Here is a 22,129-nt window from a genome sequence, read left to right as displayed (position 1 = left end):
TATTAAAAGAGGTTTTTGTTTTAAGAAATTCTTTTAAAATCAGGTCTTTGGGGTTTTTTAGGGAAAAAAGTTTTTTTAAACTCAGGCTCCCATAGTTTGATCACGCCATGGCGGGTCATTTGGTGCATATTGACTAAACGCATGTTTAAAAGAGCCTTTTCTTTAGCTTCGCTGTCGCTCAAATCTTCTTTGATTTTGAACGCTTGAATGATTTGCTCCCACAGCTCATGCTCTTTAGCGTCTTCGTTTAAAAAATCTTTATAGTTGAAACCGCCAATCCCCTTAACCCCTTTAATATTATCCCCCTTATCCCCCACAACGCACTGGTAATAAGCAAAAAAATGAGCCTCTTTTTGGCTCACATTAAAAAAGGCGTTGGTTTTCAAGTTGAAATGAGAGCCTCTATTGGAATACAAAATATCTTTATCCATGCTGGCTATCACATAATTGTTGGGGTCTTTCTTTTTATAAAAAGAGATAATATCATCGGCTTCATATTCAAAACAATGTTCGCACTGGATTCTAGCCCCTTTTTTTAGGGGGTATTTTTCCACTAAAGCGATCTTTAGAGCTTTTAAAAGGGATCTAAAACCTTCATCAAATTGGTGGCGTTTTTGTTTGTAATGATCGCACAGCTGGTAGCGGAAACTCTCTCTGCCCCTAGTGATAAAAAAAAGCGTTTTAGAGCAACGGGTCTTGCGCATGATGGATAAAATTTGAGTGGTGAGAAAAATAACGCCCACTTCTTGCAAGCTGTAAGCGGCGAATCTTTTAGGGAGCGTTTTATTAGAAAGCAAACGCCTAACAATATTAGGGATAACGCAATCAATGTCTAGTAAAAGAGTTCTTGAATGCGTGAATCTTGTCTTGTTAAACGCTTGTCTAATGGTTAATCCTTAAGCTGAATTTTTCTTTTTAAAAGTTAAACTATTATAGTAAATATATAGCAAATAATAAGTTATTTTAATAATAATTAGCTCTATTCTCATTAAATACGCTAAATTTTGAGAGATTATCGCTTGCTTGACACAAGCTTTTTAATATTTAATTTTAAAAAATATTTTTGGTATTTTCACATTTTATAACTAACGCCCAACGAGAACAAAGCCTAAGAATTTCCCCACTATTTGCGAGGTAAGTTATACTTACGGCGTTTTTCCCAAAGGCTTTTACGGCTAATGCCAAGCTTACTGGCTAATTCCGTGTCCGTGCAGGTAGAAGAAAAATGCCTGATCGCTTCTTTTTCATATTCTTGAATGGAAAGGAAAGTCGTGCTGTTATTAAACAAAGATAGGGGTTTGTTGCCGCATTCAATGGTGATGATTCTAGGAAATTCTAAAGGCTCTTTATGGGTGTAAGACAACACAATAGGGCATGAACGGGCCAATTCTAACAATTTCAATTGCTCATCTTTTTTAAGCTCTTCTAAATGCATGATGTAAAAAGGGCGTTCTAGTTTGTCTTTATTTTTGTATAGATCTTTCCAAGTGGTATCCTTTAAAGAGAAAAAAGAAAAATCCATTTGCCTTTCTTTAGCGTATTGCAATAAATAAGCGTTCGCAAGCTCTTGAGAGGGCGTGTGGATGATAAAGGGCGGCCGGTAAGAAAAATCTTTAGGCAAGGGCAATTCCGCATGGATAAAGTCTAAGTAATTTTCATAAAATCCCAGACGAGCGGTCATTTCTTGGTAGGCTTTGTGGTATTGGATTTTACGCAACAACTCATCCATTTTAAAAGGTTTTAGAATATAATCTCTCGCTCCTGCTTGAATGGGTTTATTCACGCCATCTTCATTGACATGCGAAGCCATCATGATAATGATTTGCTTGGAATTATAACGCACAAAATGTTCGCAACGCCCTTGAGTGCAAACTTTAGAAGAAACTAAAATCACATCATAAGGCTCTTTGTTTTCTTCTGAAATGCTAGAGATGATCTCGCAAAAATGCCCTAAATCATGCAAATTATGCGAGATACTCCTAGCTAGCGCTAAATCGTCTTCAATGATTAAGATTTTCATCAATTCTTCCTTTTATCGCGTTTAAAGTTTTTGTTTATAACGCATGCTCACATGCGCTTGGACTAACAGCCCTTCTTGTTTGCCAATGAACCCCATTTTTTCCATTGTGGTGGCTTTCAAGCTGATTTGAGATTTTTCTAAACCCAAAAGTTGGCTCAAATTCTCTAAAATCGCCGGTTTGTAAGGAGTGATTTTAGGGATTTCGCTAAAGATGGTCGCCCCCATTTCAAGCAATTCAAACCCAATGCTTTGAGAAAAATCCAACACGATTTTTAAAAGCTCTTTAGAAGAGGCGTTTTTGTATTTGGGGTCATTATCAGGGAACCATTCGCCAATATCCCCCCCTTTAATCGCCCCTAAAACCGCATCAATAATTGCATGCAACAAAGCATCGCCGTCGCTATGAGCCTTTAACCCAAACTCGCAATCCAAAACAACTCCCCCTAAAACCATAGGCTTATTTTTAACAAACGCATGCGTATCAAAACCCATGCCGATAAAAGTGTCCTTTGCTGGGTTAAAAAAAGGCGTAAAAAACTTTAAATCGCCGCTTGTGGTGAGTTTGTGCAAATTTTTACTGCCTTCAATATAGCTCACCAAATCAGGGAAAGCTTGTAAAATCGCGCTGCTTTCATCTTTAAAATCCCCTTGATTTAGGGCTGATTGGAGCGTTTTGGTGTGGCTTAATTGAGGCGTTTGAATGAGTTTGATCGCTTCTCGATCTAAAACTTCATTATAATAGATCGCCGTGTCATAGCAAGGCAAGTAAGGAGCGATGCAATAATGGCTTGTTTGTTGGAGGGTTACAAACAAATTTTTAAGCATCTCAATATTGGCTAAACCCCTAGCCGCATCGCTGGTGAGCGTGTAAGCGCTATCAATTACTTTTAAAGCGTTGCACACGGATTCTTGCCTTGATGCCCCGCCTTTTACAAGCTTGATTTCAGGGTAATGGCGTTGGATATAAATATAATCCAATCCGCTTACAACTAAAATGACTTCCTTAAAGTCTAGGGCTTCTTTAAAGCTTTCATAAACGCTGAGCCATAAGGGGGTATGATTAGAGCGCAACCATTGTTTTTTGATGGTTTGAGAAAAACGCTTAGATTCCCCAGCGGCCAATAAAACAACGCTCGTTTGTTTAACAAGCGTTTCTAGCGTCTCTTTAGTTTCAAAAGGGTCTTCTTCTAAACTTTCTAAAGAAAGATTAAAAGCTTCCCCATTCACTCTAATCAAAGACATGCGGCTAACAACCCACCTCTATCATTTTACCAAAATGATCCTATAACCTTGATTCAAGTCTAAAACTAAGAATCGTTTGGGTTTGCCTTTATACTTTTCTAAAGCATGGTTAAAATCCGCAACGCTTTTCACTTCAATCTCTTCAATTTTTGTGATGATGTTACCTTGCCTAAAGCCAGCTTGCTCTGCTGGAGAGTTTTCATTCACTTGAGAGACTAAAACCCCTTGAACATCATCGCTCAAACGCATAGACCTTTTGGTTTTTTGGGTTAAATCTTCCACTTGAAGCCCGTTCAATTGGCCTTGCGCGCCGTTTTGAGCAGAAATGGTTTCTTTTTTGTTAGGGTTTTTCCTTTCGGCTAGAGTGAGAGTGAAGGTGCGTTCTTTTTTGTCTCTAATGACTTTTAAGGTTACTCTTTGATTGGGTAGCATAGAGCCGATTAGATTTCTCAATTCGTTCGTGTTTTTAACCTTTTTCCCATTGACTTCGGTGATCAAATCCCACACCAAAATCCCTGCTTTTTTAGCCGGAGAGTCTTTTTCTACGCTAATGACCACCGCCCCTTCTTTATTGTCATAAGAATTTTGCAAATCGCCGCTCAAATCTTGCAAGCCCACGCCCAAGTAACCTCTCTCAATCTTACCGGTTTTGATGAGTTGGGTTACAATATCTTTAACCATGTTAGAAGGGATGGCAAAGCCAATGCCGTGGTTACCCCCGGTTTTAGAAATGATAGCGGTATTGATCCCCACTAACCCTCCACGGCTGTCAATTAAAGCACCACCGGAATTTCCAGGATTAATGGAAGCGTCTGTTTGAATGAAATTTTCATAGCTGTTGATCCCTATCCCGCTTTTATTGAGTGCTGAAACAATGCCTTGCGTAACGCTTTCGCCCACACCAAAAGGGTTACCAATCGCAAAAACCAAATCGCCCACTAAAATATCATTAGAATCAGAGAATTTGATCGTGGGTAAGTTGTCTTTAGTGATGCGAATCACGGCTAAATCGCTTTCAGAATCCGTGCCTACTAAAGTGGCGGAATATTCTTTATTGCTCCCTGGAATGGTTACTTTAATCTTATCCGCGCCATCAATCACATGGTTATTAGTTACAATATAGCCATCTTTAGAAATGATTACGCCGCTGCCTAAAGCCCTTTCCATTCTTTCTTTAGGGATCATGCCGCCCAAATCCCCAAAAAATTGTTGGAAAAAGGGGTCATTAAACATACCGCTACCCATAAAATTGTTTTTAATTTTTTTTTCAGTAGAGATATTCACCACCGCCTTAATAGAATCCTTAATAGAATCGTGGTAAGAATAGATCGTATCGTCTTTAGAGGGGACGCTTATGCGCTCTTTAACTTTGGGCATGCTTTGGATTTGGATATTGCCCGCATTCAAGCTTAACGCTAAAGCCAAAGAGATAAAAAGGGTTTTTTTCATCATGGTTACTTCCTTAAAATGTGCTAAACTTCAAAATTAAGAAAGGATTATATCAAATCTTTTTTGTTATTTTCATTAGCTTTTTGTGTAAAATAGTATCCAATGTAACAAATAACAGCAAAAACAATTGTTAAAATCATCCCGATGCGTTGATCCTTATCCATAGCCGAACCAATCACGCCGATAATGCACCCAGTGATCCCTATGAGTTGCAAAAAGGGCAGGAAGGGGGCTTTATAAGGCAAATCTTTTAAAGAATGCCCGGCTTTTAAATATTGCTTACGGAAAGAATATTGCGAAATGGACACGCTAACCCACACAATAATCACCGTGAAACTGATCACATTAATCAAAGCTTCCACGACATTTTCTTTGGCATAAATTTGGACTAAAAGCCCTATGAGAGAAAAAGAAAGGGAAAAAAACATCGCGTAAGTGGGCGTGCCTTGTCGGTTGAGTTGGGAAAAAACCTTAAAAAACATCTTTTGTTTGGACAGCCCATAAATCATGCGGCTCGCTCCATAAAGCCCTGAATTAGCGGTAGAAAACATCGCCGTAATGATAACAGCGTTCATTATATCAGCCACATAAGGGATACCCATGCCAATAAAGGGCAAATTAATGCGTTCTAAAACGCTCACAAAAGGGCTTTGCGTGATAGAAGAATCGCTCATGGGTAAAAAAACAGAAATGACAAACACCGAGCCTAAAAAGAAAAAGACAATCCGCCACAAAGTCGCTTTAATCGCTTTGGGCATCACTTCGCTAGCGTTTTTAGTCTCTCCCACAGCCACCCCAATCACCTCTGTGCCAGTGAAGGCAAAAATAACAGCGAGCATAGCAGAAAAAACCGCTGCACTCCCGTTAGGAAAAAACCCCTTATCGCCAAAATGGAAATTGTTAAAAATAGAACTAAACCCATGCAAATAGATTTGATAAATGATCCCAATCGCGCCAATGCCTATAAAAGCGATCACCGCTAAAACTTTAATCAGGCTAAAGAAAAACTCGCCCTCGGCAAAAATTTTAACCGAAAAAAAGTTCAATAAAAAAACTAACGCAATGCATAAAATAACCCAATAATGGATAGGAATACCCGCAAACCAGCGTTGCATGAGCATGCCAATAGCGATGTATTCTAACGCCACCGTGATCACCCAGCCAAGCCAATACATCCAAAAAACCATATAGCCCGTGCCAGGGCCTATGAATTTAGCCGCATAATCCCCAAAACTGCCCGTAGTGGGATAAACGCTAGCCAATTCGCCTAAAGAGAGCATGATGCAATAAACCACAAGCCCTCCAAAACCATAAGCGATCAAGGTCCCTAAAGGGCCAGCGCTCGCAATATTACCCCCAGTGCCTACAAAAAGCCCTGTGCCAATCGCTCCCCCAAATGCAATCATTAAGAGATGGCGCATTTTCATGTCTCTTTTAAGCTCGCCTTGTTTTTGCGTGGTATTTTGATGCGTTATCTTTTGATTGTCCATGCGACACCTCCTTGATTGAAAATAAAAATAGCTTGAATTATAACAAAAATAAAATAAAATGATTTTTTTTAATTGAATATTGAAAATAAAATTTAAAAAAAAGGAAAGAATGCTAAAGTTAATGTTTATCAATATTTGATGAGAGCGGATTTTTAAGATATTTTTTTAAAGAACGCTAAAAACTTCTTCTAAAACATTAAGATTTATAATATTTAATCGTGTAATCTATCCCCGAATAAAGGGTTAAAAAAACCGCTATAGCCACAAGCGCATAGGAATAAGTTAAATTGGCTAATAAAGCGCCAATCGCCACGACTTGAGAAACGGTTTTATACTTGCCTAACGCATTGACAGGAATATCCTTTTTTTCATTAGCGGCTAAAACCCTAAGCCCTGAAATAAAAAATTCGCGCCCTAAAATCACAAACGGGATCCACGCATTCACACGATCCAAATGGACTAACCCTAAAAACGCGCTCAAAATAAGGATTTTATCCGCTAAAGGGTCAAAGATTTCCCCAAAGCGCGATTTGGCTTTATAGCTTCTGGCGATATAGCCGTCCAATAAATCCGTGAGCGCGGCAAACAAAAAAACCAATGAAGAGATCATGTTGATGTGAAAGGGGGTTAAAAAACTAAAATAAGTGCGCGTGTTTAACAATAAAAACAATAAAAATAAGGATAAGACAATGCGTAAAATCGTTAAAAAATTAGGCAGGAGTTTTAAAACTTTCATGCATTCAAAAAGACTTGTGAAAAATTCAAAAACGCACGCCCTAAAAAGCTAAGCGCCACACACATTAAAATCACAGCGATCGTTAAAAAGATGATAACTAACGCTTGTGCTAAAACCCCTAAAAGAGCCAGCATGAAACTAAAAAGCAATAACCTAAACCCGCTTAAAAAAAACCTTTCTTGCGTGTAAAGGCTCAATTCTCTATAGAGTTTGTGCAAATAAAAAATAGAAACGCCATTACCGATTAGTGAAAGGGCGTTACTGGCACTAGGGACAAGATAGCTTAAAAGAGCGCATAAAATCACCGCCAAAAAACTGAAAGCAAAATTTTCAAAAAAACTCAGATGGCGCGTGATTTTAGAAAGCCTGTAAAAACCAATCGCTCCGGCAATGAACCCAATCGCGCACAAAAAAAGAGACAATAACACGATATAAGCTAGTTGATTATTGAAGAGGTTAGAAATTTGAAACGATTTTGCCCCGCTTGAAACAAGAAAAAGCACCAACAAAATAGCCCCACACAAAGGGGCGAAAAAATAGCCCAACAAGCATTTTTTAATGAATTGCAACTCTTTGTTTTGGTGGATGTGGATAATGTTTTTCAAAAAAAATCTTTATTTAAAAGTAGTCCCGCCATCCACAACGATCGTTTGCCCTGTAAGCCAACCGCTTTGGGTTTCATCGCATAAAAAATAAGCCGCCCCGGCTAGATCGTTAGGATTGCCCATGCGTTTTAGGGGCGATTGCTCTTCTACTTTTTCTTTAATCTCCACATAATCAGGGAAGGCTTTCAAAGCGTCCGTATCAATAGGCCCACCACTAACCGCATTCACTCTAATGTTAAACTCGCCTAAATCCACAGCAGCGTATTTGACCATGGTTTCTACGGCGTTTTTGGAATTGCCATGCCCGGCGTAATTGGGCATATAGACCAAATTCCCGGTAGAGCTTAAGCTCACGATCGCCCCACCGCCTATTTTTTGCATGCGTTTTGCCGCTTCTTGAGCCCCCACCACAAACGCTAACACGGTAGCTGTGTAAATGTTGTTTAACCCCTTAGGTTTTAATCGCATAAACGGCGCAAATCCCCCCACGACAGAACGCCCATAAATAATAGCGTTAGAAATAAAAAAATCCACTCTGTCAAAATCCGCATCAATTTGTTTAAAAAGATCCGTGTATTGCTCAGGCTCTAAAACATTAAGAGAGTAAGCTTTGGCTTTAATGGAATATTTTTGCTCCACATCTTCTATAATTTTGTTGGCTTCTTCAACATTTTTATTGTAAGTGAAAGCGATATTCACGCCGCTTTGAGCGAAGCGATACAATATCGCCTTGCCAATCCCTCTAGTCGCGCCGCTGATCACTAGGGTTTTATTTTTCATGTGATTGGAACCATTCATGCAATTACCTCATATTGTTGTAGGGTTTTTTCTAAAAGTTTAATCGTTTCTTTGCTTGGGGCCACTAAAGGCAGTCTGTAACTTGGGTTTTCAATCAAGCCGGCTAAATGCATAGCCATTTTAATAGGGATAGGATTCGTTTCTACAAAAAGGGCTTGGTGCAAATGAAAAAGCTTATTTTGGATTTCTAGGGCTTGTTGGTATTTTTGTTTAATCGCGCAATTGACCATTTGTGAAATCAGATTGGGCATTAAATTACCGGTCACTGAAATCACGCCGCACCCTCCTGAAAACATGATAGAGTGGTTGAGTGAATCTTCCCCACTAAAAATTTTAAAATCTTTTTCATGATAATGCAATTCTGTTACTCTTTTCAAAGAACCAGACGCTTCTTTGATGGCTTTAATGTTAGGGACTTCTCTAAAGAGTTTGAGGGCGGTTGGAACTTCAATAGACACGCCCGTGCGGCTTGGCACATCATAAAGCATGACAGGGATTTCTACCGATTGAGCGATAGTTTTATAATGTTCAAACAAGCCCTGTTGGGTGGGGCGGTTATAATAAGGGCTTACGCATAAAATCGCATCCGCACCGATTTTTTGAGCGAACTTTGCTAAAGAAAGCGATTCGCTCGTGGCGTTACTGCCCACGCCGGCCAACACTTTCATGCGTGAATTGGAAGGCGTTTTAGTGTTTTTGCAAGTCTCTATGGCGATTTCAATGCAACGCATGTGCTCTTTATGGGTGAGCGTGGCGGATTCTCCTGTCGTGCCAACAGGCACGCATGCGTCCATGCCCTGAAAAATTTGGCGCTTGATCAAAGTTTCATAAGCGGCCTCATCAACGCTCAAATCTTTTTTAAAAGGCGTAATTAACGCGCTAGATGAATGAAATTGCATGCGATAAGGCTCTTTTAAGGTTTCAAAAACACGGTGGTTGATTGGGTGTCTTTAAAATATTCGTTAGCCACGCGTACCAAATCGCTCACTTTTAAATCCAAAAATTGTCGCTGGTAATCCGTCAAGCCTTGAATATCGTTTTGCACTAAATAGTCCGCAAAAAGCCCCGCAACATCGCTAGAACTTTCTAAGTTAGAAATAAAGTCAGCTTTTTGATTGATTTTGAGCTTGTCTAATTCCGCTTGAGTGATTTCGCCTTTTTTCAGCTTTTCTAAAAGCGCTACGATTTCTTTTTGTAAGGCTTCGGCTTTGACATTAGGGTTACCCCCCGCAATGAATAAAAACACGCTTTCATCTTGCAATTGCATGTTGTGCGAGAAAGCTTGAGAAGCTAGGCGTTTTTTATCCACTAATTCGCTTTGCAACCATGAGCTTTTACCTTCGCCTAAAAGCCTGCTTAACGCATCTAAAGCGACTTGATCCTTATGCTTGAAAGCAGGCACTTTATACCCTAACGCTACCCATTCTAAATGGACTCCATCTTTATGCACGACTGCCGTTCTTGCCCCATCTTGCTTAGGCTCTTTCATGTAAGGGGTGGGGATAGCTTTTTCATCAAGGTTTTTTAAGGATTCAAAATGTTTTTTACTCAATTCAAAAACCTTTTGGGAATTGACATCGCCCACCACTAAAATAATAGCGTTTTTAGGCTGATAATAGAGCGAATGGAACTTTTTAATGTCTTTTAAAGTCCAGTTTTGAATATCGTCCATAAAACCAATGGGCGTCCAATGGTAGGGGTGATAGACATAAGCGGTGTTAAAAAAGCGGAAATAAAGCATGCCGATAGGGGAATTATCGGTGCGCCATCGCCTTTCTTCAGCGACCACTTGACGCTCAGGCAAAAACTCATCTTCTTTTAAATTCAAAGAACCCATGGTTTCAGCGAACAATTCTAAAGACTTATCCAAGTTAGCCTGACTGGTTTTAATGAAGTAGCGCGTAATATCAAAGCTCGTAGAAGCGTTACTCACGCCCCCAAAACGCTTAACGATCTTATCAAATTCGCCGGCTTTAAGGTTTTTGGTGCTTTTAAAATTCAAATGCTCCAACATGTGAGCGATCCCGCTCTTGCCCATGACTTCGTTTCTAGAGCCGACTTTATAAAGCACATCCACTTCTATAACCCCAGTTTTATTTTCTAGGGGGACGCTTACGACTTGCAACCCGTTTTTTAAGGTAACGCTCTCGTGTTTGGGTAAGTAAGATTGTGCGTGCATGCTCGCTCCTAAGGTTACTAACAAGACAGAACAAAGCCTCAAAAGTCTTTGACTAGAAAAATGTTTCATCTTAAATCCGCTCCTATAGCCTCTTTGACGCTCAAAAATCCATCTTTTTGGAGTAATTTTACCAAATCTTTAAGAATATTTTGGCATAAATTTGGCCCGTTGTAAATAAAAGCGCTATAAATTTGTAACAGACTCGCTCCCATTTTAATCCTTTCATAAGCTTCTTTGGCACCGCTAATCCCCCCCACAGAAACAAGAACGCTTTTATTAAAAAAAGCTTTAGCCAGTTCTTTAAAGACTTCACGGCTTTTTTTAGTCAAGCATTTCCCGCTCAAGCCCCCCATTTCTTTAGGAGCGAACACCAGGCTTTTATCAATCGTGGTATTAGTCGCAATAATCCCATGCGCTCCTGCTCCAATAGCGCTATTGACAATCTCTAGCATGTCATCTGTTTCTAAATCTGGGGCGATTTTTAAAAATAAAGGCTTATGGGTCATTTCTTTCGCCATGCAAAAAAGCTCATTCACAAACGCTTTATTTTGTAAATCCCTTAAATTAGGGGTGTTGGGCGAAGAAAGGTTGAAAGTGTAATAATCGCCAATATCTAAACATTGATTTAAAACCGCCTTGTAATCTTCTAGGGCATGCGCTTGCTCTGTGTGTTTGTTTTTGCCTAAATTGACGCCAACAGGGGTTTTATAAGGGGCGAAGCGCTTAAACGATCTCGCTCCTAAAATCGCCCCGTAATTATTAAACCCCATCGCATTTTGTAAGGACTCTTCTTCAATGTGCCTGAAAAGCCTTGGTTTTTCATTCCCGCTTTGCGCAATATTAGTCAATGTGCCTGCTTCCAAATAGCCAAACCCAAAGGCAATTAACGCCCTAAGCATGGAAGCGTTTTTATCAAAACCGGCGGCTAAACCTAAGGGGTTAGGGAAATTTAAGTCTAAAATGTCATTTTCAAGTTTTGGGTTTTGATAACCCCATTGAGAATGGATTAAATGACACAAAAAGGGCGATGAAGAAAGCATTCTTAAAATTTGACAAACTTTTTCGTGCGCGTCTTCAGCGTCCAGGCTAAAAAGATATTTTTTTAATAACGAATAAAGCATTTAAATCCTTGTCTTTTATGATTTGAACGATAACCTTTAAAAGGTTTTAAGGGCTTGTTTTTCAAAATAATCCTGTGAATTTAAAGGATCGTTAGGGTTTGAAACTTTAGCGTAACGGCCTTTAGAATTTAACTCGTAGCGTTTTAAAGTGTCTTTTAATTGGATTTCTAAAATATGCAACAATTTATGAGCGATCTTGGGGTTTGTGGCGGGAACAAGCAATTCCACGCGCCTTTCTAAATTCCTGGGCATTAAATCCGCGCTAGAAAAATAAATATTTTCATGTTTAAAATAATAAATGCGTGCATGTTCTAAATATTTCCCCACAATAGAATACACCCTGATATTTTCGCTCAAGCCCTTGACTTGGGGCTTTAAACAGCAAATCCCTCTGATAATGAGATCGATTTTAACCCCTTTTTGAGAGGCTTGATAGAGCCATTCAATGATTTCGCTATCCACTAGGGCGTTGGCTTTTAAAATGATATAGCCTTCTTGTTTGTGGTTCATTTCATTTTGAATGAGTTCAATGATTTTAGGCTTGATCTGTTTGGGCGCCATGAAAAGCGTTTCTAATACGCTATTAGTCGCGCTGCTAGTGAGCAAGGAATGGAAAAGCTTGATAATGTCGTTAGCGATTTCATTTTTAGCGCTAAAAAAACTCACATCGGTATAGACTTTAGCGCTCAAAGGGTTGTAATTGCCCGTGCTTAAATGGGTGAAATGGCGTAATTGGCTGTCTGCTTTTTTGGTGATCACGAGCATTTTAGCATGCACTTTGAGTTTGAAAACGCCATAAACGACTAAAGCGCCCGCCCTTTCTAAAGCTTTTGCCCAGTGCAGATTGCTTTCTTCATCAAAACGCGCTTTTAATTCCACTAAAACGCTCACTTGAATCTTGCTCGCCGCTTCAATCAAGGCTTTGACAATGGGGGAATGTTTGCCCACACGATAAAGCGTCATTTTGATAGAAAGGGTGGTTGGATCGCTAGCGGCTTGCTCTATTAAATCGATCACAGGCTCAAAACTTTCATAAGGATGGAACAGCAACAGATCTTGTTTTTCTATGGATTTGAAAAGATCGTTTTCATTGAAATGAGGGTGGATTTTGGGCGTGAAATTGGGCGATTTAAGCGCTTTAAAATCGCTGTGATTGACTAATTCCCACAAATCCCCTAAATTGAGCATGATCGCGCTTTTATAAGCATGCATGCCGGTGAGTTTGTGCTTTTTGTAAGAGTGGGTTTGAAAACTCCTTAAAGACGCTAAAAGGGTTTTTAAAAGCTCTTGACTCCCTTTTTGGGTTTGCAAGCGCACGATTTCGCCTTGGTTTCGTTTCCTTAAACTCTTACTCATCAAATCCGCATAATCATGCGCTTCGTCTTCAGTGATAGCAATATCCGCATCGCAAGTTACCCTAAACGCCATGCAATCTAAAATCTCATGCTCTAAAAACAATTCTTCTAAATGCGCTTCTACGATTTCTTCAGCCAGCACGAACAAGCCTTTTTCCAGCTCTACAAAACGGAAGATAAAAGAGGGGAGTTTGATGAGCGCATAGGAGGTGGTTTGGGTTTCTTTGTCTTTAATGCGGGCAAAAAGCGCGAAAGTCAAATTCGCTAAAGGCGGGAAAGTGTGCGAAGAATCCAACTTAAAAGGCAAAACTAACGCATAAAGTTGCTCTTTAAAATAGGTTTTAGCCTTAGCTTTTTGCTCTAAATTCAATTCATTATAGGGGGTGATACAAAGCCCTTTTTTAAAGAGTAGGGCTTGGATTTTTTGAAATTCTAATTCCCTTTCTTCAATTTCATGCGCTAAATAATGCTTGATTTTTTCTAATTGTTCTTCAGGACTTGCGCCATCAATGCCTTTAGAGACGATTTTATGCTCATAGAGTTGTTTAAGCCCTGCCACTCTTATCATGTAAAATTCGTCTAAATTCGTGTCATAAATGGCTAAAAATTTCAAGCGCTCTAATAAAGGCAAGCTCTCATCTTTGGCTTCGTTCAAAACCCTTGTGTTAAAAGCTAACCATGAAAGCTCTCGGTTAAAGAAACGATTCAATAAAAATCCTTTCAATCATCATGTTTAAAAATCAGTTTGTTTGGTGTGATTATATAATGAAATGATAATGATTGAAGTTTTTTTTAAAAAGTCATGGTCGGAGTAGCGGGATTCAAACCCACGACCTCACCCACCCCAAGGGTGCGCGCTAATCAGGCTGCGCCATACTCCGCAATCAAAAAGGGAGATTGTAGCGCGAGTTTGCTTAGTTGTTGTTTAAAAACTCTTTTTTGTAAAACTTCATTTTTTGAATAAAACTTCATTTAACCCTAAAAGATCGCTTAAAATTTTTTCAGCGTTTTTTGGGTTGATTTATTCTATAATAAACGGACGCAAGTAGTAATCTCTTGGTCTTCTCTTTGGTTGCGGTATTTGGAGTATGTTAGGGTTGGGGGTAACAGTGGGCGGTTACCTCAGAAAAGGAGATAACCTAACATGAGATTAGTAATCATAGTTTTAATGGTGTCCGCAACGCCATTATACTAAAATTTTGGCTCTGGCGCAAGAGCGCTAGGGTCAAATCTATGGTTACTAGCGGATTTGACTCAAACTTTTAATTTTTTGAAACTTCTTTTTCTTTAAAAAATTTCTTTTGATGACAAAACTTCTCTTTCTTGTAACTAAAGGGTTTTTACCCCTTAAAAAAGTTTTGTTCTAAAATTTTTTATTTAGGTTTGACTTGTTGTTTTAAGAGTAGGGGGAGTAGAAAGTCTCTGATTTGTTCTAATTTTTTAGAAGTTCTTGTATTAATGGATATAAGCGTGAGTAGGGGGATAATAATTTGATTAAATTTTTTAATTTCATGCGCGGACGGCATGTAAATAGGATATTTTTTAAGCAAATTTTTTTGTAAGTGTTTAAGGCTAGTTCCTTGAAAAAAGCTTTGATTGATATGGTTTTTTATGCTTGAAAGCAGTAAATATAAATAGTCGCTAAATTCGTTAGCGCAAATACACCAAGTATCCGTTGAATAAGAAGCTTTGCCCACATAAAATTTAATACCAGCATTGCCCCCAGTGTTTAAAAAGCAATTTCTGCCATCAATGATCGCTTTAGGATAGGATAGGATATTATCTCCGCTTGTAAAAAAGGGGTATTTATCTTGGGTTTTTTGAGCGTTTTTAACCATAATGCTAGATTTAGGATTTTCAATAATAATTTGTTCTAGTTTTGCATTTTTAGGTTTGTATTTGAAATAATATTCATAGATTTTATAAGCGAGGGTGTGTAAAAGCTCATTGATTTTATGGTTGTTTTCTATTTTATTTTGAATGCTATTAAAAATTTTAGCGATTGTAAAATTGATTGTAGGGATTTTGAAATTCATCATGTGTGTTTTATTGCCTCTTGGCATTTTAGAACCTTGACTACCTGAACACGCATAATCAGTAAAAATTTGACTAGATAAAATCGCAAAAAGTGTGGCGCTATCAATGTGTTTAGCCCTAAACACCAGGACATCAGAGCTACAACCGCCTTTTTGTTTGGCTCTATAAACTTTTCTAAAATAAAGTCTTATGTTTGACAACAAAACATCATCTTTTTGAAATGATCTGACCTTTCCTTGCGGGACATTGATATTTTTAAATATATCAATACCGCCTAAATTTTGGCACATGTTATCCGTAGTGATATAGTGATTGATTTCATTTGATTGTATGGTATCATTGATTAAAGTTGCGTAGTCTTGTAGAGTTTTACTCAAACCTAACCCCTTTTAAAGTTTCTAAAATTTCTTGTTGCAAGCTCTGGCTTTCATCAAAAAGGCTTGTCAGTTCGCTTGAATATTGTTGTATTAAATTTTCAAATTCCGCTTGGCTGATTGTCTCGCTCGTGTCTTCTATAGTGAAATACTGCCCGGGGTTTAGAGAATAATTTTTTCCTATGATTTCATCAAAAGAAACCAAAGCGCAAAAATCCGCTTTTGGGGTTTTATTTTGAAAAGTTTCTAAAATCAAATCCATATCGCTTGGTCTTAAGCGCGTTTTTTTGTTTTTGTTTTCGGTGTATTCTTCGCCGAGTTTGGAAGCGTCAATCAAAATGACTTCCCTTGCGCTTGGCGTTTTTTGAAAAAAGATGATGCTCACATTAGTGCCGGTGTTGGCAAAAACTTGACTGGGCATGCAAATTACCCCATAAACGAGCCTTTCATCTACTAAATGCCGGATAATCTTATTTTCTACCCCGCTTTTAGCGCTAATGAATCCGGTTGGCACGATAATAGCCCCCTTACCCTTATGGCTAAGCATGTTCAAGCAATGCTGGAAAAAGAGCGTGTAAATGGGCATTTTGCTTTTATCGTTTTTAGGGATATTAGGCACGCCTAAGAAAAAATCGTTTTTGTTTTGCGAAATCTCGGCATGCTCGTTGGAAAAATCTAGTTTGAAAGGGGGGTTACTCACGATGTAATCCATTTTCCCCTTAAAGTCTTTAGAGTGGTAGGGGTTGGTTAAAGTGTTTCCCTCAATGGCGTTTTTTAAAGAGTGGGTCAAGTCGTTTAAAATCAAGTTGAGTTTGAGCATTCTTAAGGATTTTTGCGAAATGTCTTGGGCATAAAGGGTGCAAGAATGGGTGCCTATTTGGTGGGCTAGTGCCATTAAAAGCGTTCCTGTGCCGGCGCTTGGGTCATAGATTTTGACGCTTTGAGTCGGCTCATTAATCAAAAGCTTAGCGATGATGCTAGCGATGCTTAAAGGGGTGTAGTATTCGGCGTATTTCCCTCCGCCGGCGTTATTGTAATCTTTGAGTAAGTATTCAAAAATGGGGGCGAAAAAGTCATAGCCTTGTTGGTTTTGTAAGTTTAAAAAAGCTTGTTTGAAATTAAAATTTTTGAGTTTGTCTAGTAAAACTCTTGTAAAATTAGCCCTTTTAGACTCTTCATTAATGTATTGTGAGACGCTTTCAAATAGGGCGATAGTGGTTTTATCCGTGCTTTGGGTGTTAAAAAGTTCGGCATTATTGCTAGAAATGCGATTAAAAATAGCGTCTAGCTTTAGGTGTAAATCGTTATCGTTAAAATGTTTTTCAAAAAGATAGTTTAAAAGCTCATCATAAGCGAGTTTGGGGAGTTTTTTATCGTCTAAGGTAATGAAAAAATATTTTTTTTCTTCCTTTTTAAAATCTTTGTAATCTTGTATCGTTTGGTTGGGGAACTTTTGTTCAAAAAGGAATTCAAACTTATCGCATAAGAATTTATACAAAAAGCATTGCGTGATGATCTTGTATTCGTTGCCATCATTCCCTAAGCCAAAACTCGTGCAAATGGCTTTTAAATCGTCAATGAGGTTGAGAGTGTCTTGTTTGATTTGCAATAAAGCGTTATTAGGCATGTGAATTTCCTTGATTATATTTTTTTGGGAGTTCGTTAAAAAGGGTTTGAACGATAAGTTCTTCTTCTTTTTCTAAATCTTTTAAGGAGGGGTCTTTGTTGAAAGCGTCCATTAATTCTGCTTTTATGGCAGTTTTTAGGGTGGTTTCTTCGTTTAAGATTTCTTGACGCTTAGAAATACGCGTATCAAGAGCTTTTTTTAAGGCGCTTAAAAGCGTGAAAATTCCCTTAGAAATGTTTTCTTCCATAAGGCGATCATGAAGGCGCTTATGCGTGATCACATAAGCTCGATCATTATTGTATTTATTTAATAGGTTGGTGGTTTGCTCCTTATGTTGTTTTAGTTGTGAAATGATCGCGCTATAAGAATGAGAAATTCCATCAAAATTATGATTGGTTAGGGGTTCTTGGAGCAGTTTTGAAAGCTCTTTAGAAATCTTTTGAACTTCTTTGTCTTGTTTGTCCGGGATTTTTTCTAACATCTCTTTAGCTTGCTTGCATTTGGCACTAATCTCTTCTTTTTCTTTGAAGTGTAATTTAATGCTTTCTTTAAACTCTATTTTAAAGTCTAAAAGAGCGATGAGGTCTTCTAAGATGATTAAATCGTTTGGGTTTTTAGGCTCATTGATATTTTTTAACGCATGGAGTTGTTTGGCTTTTTTGCTGAGCATTGAAGAGATTTTGCTGATCTTTTCAATATCCATTTTTTCTTTTAATGAAAGGATTTTTTCATCGTTAGAAGTGCGGATTAAATTATAGCGCTCTTTAAGCGTGTTAATGGCGTGTGAGACTTTTAAAAGCTCGTTCATTTTGCTGATACTAACAATGGCGCTAGTCATGGCCTCTATATCATCAATGGGGTAATCAAAAAGATCGTCATAAGCGTTTTTAATGTCTTTTTCTAAAATATTGCGATCCGCAAACATGTCTTTGAGATTATCTTTGATATTAAAATCGCTTTGATTGAATTGGTTTAATTCTTTCAAATAATCATCAGTCGTTTTGTCGTAATTTTCTTTAATCCCTACAAAATCTATAAGGTAACCAAAAGACATGTTTTTATAGGAGCGATTCACTCTGGCTAGGGCTTGGAGCAAATTGTGATCTTTTAATTCTCTGTGGATATAAAGGCGTTTGAGATTGGGTAAATCAAAGCCGGTTAAAAGCATGTTAAACACAAAGACTATATCAGTATTTTCATGTTTGAAAGAATAAATCTTTTCTTTGACTTCTTGTTCGTCATGCAAAATGAGGCTGGATTGGAGTTTTTTTAAAATTTTTAAATTAGGGTTTTCTTGTAAGACTTTTTCTTGGACTTCATTAAAAAATAAATTAGCTAACTTGGCTTGTGTGCTTGAAAAACAAATTACCATAGCCTTTAAATTTTCATCAGCCTTTAAATTTTCATCATTATTTGCACGCCTGAAATTCAATAAATCTCTGATGATATAATAGAGTATTTCTTTAATGTATCTTTCATGATTAAAAATCCTTTCTTTTTTAACCTCTATGCCTTCAACAGTGATGCTTTCTTGTAAAAGGCGATAGATTTTTTGTAGTTTTTCTTTGTAACTCTTTTCAATGATTTCTAATTGGAGTTTTAGAGTGTGTCTGTCTTTAATGGATTCTGCATAAGAATAGGTGTGCAAGTAGTTGCCAAAAGTTTTTTTAGTGGCTTTATCTTGCGCGTTGTCTTCTAATAGGGGCGTGCCTGTGAGGGCGATTTTTACCGCTGTCTTGTCGCATTCTATCAAATTAGCGTAAAAGCAACCTTTAGGGTCATAGCTCCTGTGGGCTTCATCTATGATAAACACCCTTTGTAAATCATGGTTATCTTTTGTCGCTTCTTGTAATTCTGTTTTAGAAATAATTTCTTTAGGAGCGCTATTAGAGAGGTCTTCATTGGGGGCTTTTTCTTCATTGGGGGCTTTGAATTTTTGGATATTCACAACGATGATTTCATCATTCCCTTGAGGGCCTTCAAAAACGCTAGAGTTTTTTAATTTTTGGCTCAAATCCTCTTTATTTTCTGCCTCATGCACACAAAGGCCTCTTTTTAAAAACTCGTTTTTGGCTTGTTCCAATAAATCCAACCTGTCCACAATAAAATAAAATTTAGTCTTTTTGTTTAGGTTGGATCGGCTAAAAAAGTCTCTGATGAGTTTGGTTAAATGGTAGGTTAAGGCGGTTTTACCGCTGCCTTGTGTGTGCCAGATGATGCCTTTTAGAGGGTCTTTTGGGTTGCTTTCATAATGCTTTTGTAATTCTTTTAAAACATTCAAGCTCGCAAACATCTGCGCATAACGCCAAATGTGTTTTTTAAACTCTGATTTTTCTTTTAAAAAACTAATGCCGTATTTTAGGATAAAGCAAAGCCTTTTGTGAGAACAAAACGAAGTTAAAAGGGAGTTTGTGGGGGTGTCTTCAGGGCTTTTTGGGGTGTCGGTGTTTTTAAGATTGAATTCATTTAAGATCTTTTTTTGAATTTCTTCAAGCGATCTATGATTTTGATGTTTTTGATGACTTTGTTCATTTTCGGGGGGGGGGGTAATATCTAGCCTATTGGCTTCAACAAAGCGTTGGAAAATGGGCGAATAAGAAGCGCTATAAAAGACGCCTTGATCAGGGTTTTTTTCATCATAGGGTGAGTTATCGCTAAAGAGCCAGATTTGCGCAAGGTTATAAAAAACTTTATTTTCAGGGTTTTCGTAGCGTTTGATATGGCGATCTTTTTCCTCTTTAATGCCTTGTCCGGCGAAAGGCTGTTTAACTTCTATATTCACCAAAGGCAAGCCGTTGATAAAAAGGGTGATGTCAGGCCTAAAGGATTTATAGGGTAATTCAGCCATCATTTCATAAAGATTGTTGTTAGGGTTATCAAAGTCTATGATTTGATGCTCGCTTTTGAGCAAGTATTCATAAAAGCTTTTGCCTAAATCATCATAATTCAAGCGTTTTTTGATTTCAGCAAGCGCATCTTTTGCGTTTTTATTGGGGTTTAATCGCTCAAAGGCTTGAGTGAAACTATCGGTTAAAATATTGGTGGCGGTGTCTAGGTTAGGCTTATCTTTTTGAGAAATAAAATCATAGCCCAACTCAGCTAAATGCATCAAGGCAGGGACTTGAACCCTTGTGATTTCATTGTATGGCATGCACACCTCTTTGATTTAAGGTTGTTATTATAGTGTAAAAATAAAAATCATGGTTGTTTGAGTTGCATTTGCAATAACAAACAAGCTTTTTTAAGGAATTGTTTTAAGGTGTTTTGAGAGAATTTGATAAAATGCGTCAGCTCATTTTCATTAAGATACAATGAAACGATTAGAACGCTTTGTAAGATATGAGCGATACTCCCTTCAAATAAAATGCCTATGATGGGGGTTTTAGCGCTGGTTGTTTGGCAAAACCCACTCAAGCTATCCACCCATTCAAATATTTCTTGCTTGGTTTTACAAGGCGTGTTTAAATATTTTAAAAAATTCTCTTTAAAACTCATAAGATTTTTTTGTAAATTGTTTAAATCCTTAGCATGGTTATTGGGGGGATTAAACATGCTTTTAATGCGAGCGGTAGCGTCTTTTTTATTAAAATTCTTTAATTTTACTTGAGAGCGATTGAGACTAACGGCATGCTTGATTTTAGCCCCATAGCTTAAATTATAGACTTTTTTAGGCTGGTAATAATGAAGGGCTTCTTCAATCCTTTCTTTAGAGAGCAAAAAAAGCGAGTCGCTAAAAGTTTCATAACCTTCAACATTACCCTCTACGCTGATTAAAGATGAAGTGTCAATTTCTTTTTCATTTTCATAATAGGAATTTTGAGCGTGCTTTTTAAACCCTTTAATATAAGCGCAATCTAAAGCGCACAAATAGATTTCATCGCTCATCAAACCCGCTAAAGCCACCCCGGCATTGCCCACAAAAGGCGCTGCGTATTCTATACTTAAAGGGCTTATATACGCGCAAGCGCTCCCCCCACGCATAAACATTAACGCTTCTTTGGCTGCATTAAAAGCGTTAGGATTGAGCATGTTGGCTCCCATTAAGGGGGTGTCTTCTAGGGGGGCTTTTTCTAAAACCTCTTTAAGATAGTCTATGCGCTCCACTTCTATTTGAAAATCCACTTTAACGCCATGCGTTTTTAAAGGCTTCAAAGCGGTGCCGCATGAAAAAATAATGAAATGGTCTTCATTTTCTTTTAAAAAATCCAACAATAAATCCAAGCTTGGCCCATTACCCACCACGCAAATGGGGGCGTTAATCTTTTTGGGTTTGGTTTTTAGAGTTTGATATAAGGGTAAGTTTTTGAGCGTGTTTTTTAACCCTAGTAATTCGTCTTCAAAACTCCCCCAACCCCTTAAAGCTTGTTTGTAATAGCTTTGAATGTTTTCTCGCATGCACAAATTAAAAGCGCTTTTATAGGGCATGATTTCTAGCTTTAAAAAAGAATGCGTAACAGGGCGTTTCAAAAAATCCATTTTTAATTCATTAGGGTTAAAAAACCCTTGAATAAAGAGTTTAGCCCCTTTTGTGATCAAATCTTCATAACGCGCAAAATAACAACTGATCTTAAACAAGTCTAAATTTTCTTCAAACAAATAAAGCGAATGGAAGCGGTAATTTTGAGCCTGTAAAATAGCCAAAAACAAGCCGTCTAAGACACCATAAATCATGGTAGGGGGTAAGAATTTCTCTAAAGAGCAAGGCGTTTGATGATTGTCTAAAAAGTTTGAGATCGCATGCGTGGCTTTAAGGGTTAGGGGGAGTTTGGGGTTGTTTTGAGTTTTTAAATAATGTAAAGAGAGGCGGTTATTGTCTAATGAGTATCTGGGATTATTCAAGGGGTTTTTAGCCATGTTGAAAGCGGTTTCTATCATTTGATTTTTAGGGTAGCTTAAAGCGTTTGTAGGCGTGTGCAAGAGGTTAAAGTGGGTTTTTTCAAAAAGCAATTGGTAATTTTTAAAAGGCGTATTGAGGGCGTTAAACAGATTAGGGTGATAAGATTTGAAAAAAACTAAATTATCCCTAAAACGCTTTGAAATTTCTTTTTCTAAAAAGGGCGCATCAAAAGATTCTAGGGCTTTTAAAAAGGGCATTC

16 protein-coding genes and 1 tRNA gene are annotated in these 22,129 nt (G+C 37.9%); all 17 read right to left on the bottom strand.

Features of this window, described 5'->3' with window-relative positions:
• Positions 1 to 20 precede the first annotated feature (20 nt).
• Positions 21 to 887 carry a 5'-3' exonuclease gene (locus EAL87_RS01750; RefSeq protein WP_120912726.1) on the bottom strand — a complete coding sequence of 289 codons (867 nt, stop codon included), beginning with the start codon at positions 885 to 887 and terminating at the stop codon, positions 21 to 23.
• A gap of 236 nt (positions 888 to 1,123) precedes the next feature.
• Positions 1,124 to 2,020, bottom strand: coding sequence for an OriC activity response regulator (locus tag EAL87_RS01740; protein ID WP_120912724.1), 897 nt, complete (start codon positions 2,018 to 2,020; stop codon positions 1,124 to 1,126).
• 21 nt (positions 2,021 to 2,041) lie between these two features.
• On the bottom strand, positions 2,042 to 3,262 hold the full coding sequence (locus tag EAL87_RS01735; protein ID WP_120912723.1) for a bifunctional 2-C-methyl-D-erythritol 4-phosphate cytidylyltransferase/2-C-methyl-D-erythritol 2,4-cyclodiphosphate synthase: 1,221 nt from the start codon (positions 3,260 to 3,262) through the stop codon (positions 2,042 to 2,044).
• A gap of 21 nt (positions 3,263 to 3,283) precedes the next feature.
• On the bottom strand, positions 3,284 to 4,714 hold the full coding sequence (locus EAL87_RS01730) for a DegQ family serine endoprotease (protein WP_120912722.1): 1,431 nt from the start codon (positions 4,712 to 4,714) through the stop codon (positions 3,284 to 3,286).
• Positions 4,715 to 4,758: 44 nt separating this feature from the next.
• The gene (locus tag EAL87_RS01725; RefSeq protein WP_120912721.1) at positions 4,759 to 6,201 is read right to left on the bottom strand and encodes an amino acid permease; all 1,443 of its coding nucleotides are present in this window, start codon (positions 6,199 to 6,201) and stop codon (positions 4,759 to 4,761) included.
• Between the two features lie 196 nt (positions 6,202 to 6,397).
• Positions 6,398 to 6,937, bottom strand: coding sequence for a CDP-diacylglycerol--glycerol-3-phosphate 3-phosphatidyltransferase (gene pgsA, locus EAL87_RS01720; RefSeq protein WP_017180680.1), 540 nt, complete (start codon positions 6,935 to 6,937; stop codon positions 6,398 to 6,400).
• On the bottom strand, positions 6,934 to 7,542 hold the full coding sequence (locus EAL87_RS01715; RefSeq protein WP_120912720.1) for a hypothetical protein: 609 nt from the start codon (positions 7,540 to 7,542) through the stop codon (positions 6,934 to 6,936). The genes pgsA and EAL87_RS01715 overlap by 4 nt, the downstream gene beginning before the upstream one ends.
• Positions 7,543 to 7,551: 9 nt before the next feature.
• The gene (locus EAL87_RS01710) at positions 7,552 to 8,340 is read right to left on the bottom strand and encodes an enoyl-ACP reductase (RefSeq protein WP_001014515.1); all 789 of its coding nucleotides are present in this window, start codon (positions 8,338 to 8,340) and stop codon (positions 7,552 to 7,554) included.
• The gene (gene dapA, locus EAL87_RS01705; RefSeq protein ID WP_120912719.1) at positions 8,337 to 9,239 is read right to left on the bottom strand and encodes a 4-hydroxy-tetrahydrodipicolinate synthase; all 903 of its coding nucleotides are present in this window, start codon (positions 9,237 to 9,239) and stop codon (positions 8,337 to 8,339) included. Before dapA ends, EAL87_RS01710 begins: the two co-directional genes overlap by 4 nt.
• Positions 9,240 to 9,253: 14 nt before the next feature.
• Positions 9,254 to 10,588, bottom strand: coding sequence for a zinc protease PqqE (gene pqqE, locus EAL87_RS01700; RefSeq protein WP_120912718.1), 1,335 nt, complete (start codon positions 10,586 to 10,588; stop codon positions 9,254 to 9,256).
• Positions 10,585 to 11,640: a quinone-dependent dihydroorotate dehydrogenase gene (locus EAL87_RS01695; RefSeq protein ID WP_120912717.1), complete on the bottom strand. Its 1,056-nt coding sequence runs from the start codon at positions 11,638 to 11,640 to the stop codon at positions 10,585 to 10,587. The genes pqqE and EAL87_RS01695 overlap by 4 nt, the downstream gene beginning before the upstream one ends.
• Before the next feature lie 36 nt (positions 11,641 to 11,676).
• A complete protein-coding gene (locus EAL87_RS01690; protein WP_120912716.1) occupies positions 11,677 to 13,704 on the bottom strand; it encodes an RNA degradosome polyphosphate kinase in 2,028 nt (675 codons plus the stop codon).
• A 94-nt stretch (positions 13,705 to 13,798) separates the two neighbouring features.
• Positions 13,799 to 13,876: transfer RNA gene (locus EAL87_RS01685), tRNA-Pro, on the bottom strand.
• 492 nt (positions 13,877 to 14,368) lie between these two features.
• Positions 14,369 to 15,409, bottom strand: coding sequence for a restriction endonuclease subunit S (locus tag EAL87_RS01680; RefSeq protein ID WP_120912715.1), 1,041 nt, complete (start codon positions 15,407 to 15,409; stop codon positions 14,369 to 14,371).
• Complete coding sequence (locus EAL87_RS01675) at positions 15,402 to 17,033, bottom strand: N-6 DNA methylase (RefSeq protein ID WP_120912714.1); 1,632 nt, start codon at positions 17,031 to 17,033, stop codon at positions 15,402 to 15,404. The genes EAL87_RS01680 and EAL87_RS01675 overlap by 8 nt, the downstream gene beginning before the upstream one ends.
• Positions 17,026 to 20,184 carry a type I restriction endonuclease gene (locus EAL87_RS01670; RefSeq protein ID WP_120912713.1) on the bottom strand — a complete coding sequence of 1,053 codons (3,159 nt, stop codon included), beginning with the start codon at positions 20,182 to 20,184 and terminating at the stop codon, positions 17,026 to 17,028. The genes EAL87_RS01675 and EAL87_RS01670 overlap by 8 nt, the downstream gene beginning before the upstream one ends.
• A 47-nt stretch (positions 20,185 to 20,231) precedes the next feature.
• The gene (locus EAL87_RS01665; RefSeq protein WP_120912712.1) at positions 20,232 to 22,127 is read right to left on the bottom strand and encodes a motility associated factor glycosyltransferase family protein; all 1,896 of its coding nucleotides are present in this window, start codon (positions 22,125 to 22,127) and stop codon (positions 20,232 to 20,234) included.
• Between the last annotated feature and the right edge of the window lie 2 nt (positions 22,128 to 22,129).

Origin of the sequence: Helicobacter pylori, from assembly GCF_003636935.1 — a bacterium.
GTDB classification, from domain to species: domain Bacteria; phylum Campylobacterota; class Campylobacteria; order Campylobacterales; family Helicobacteraceae; genus Helicobacter; species Helicobacter pylori_CH.
The sequence above is the reverse complement of the archived record's forward strand: the minus strand, read 5'-3'. Positions and strand labels throughout refer to the sequence as shown.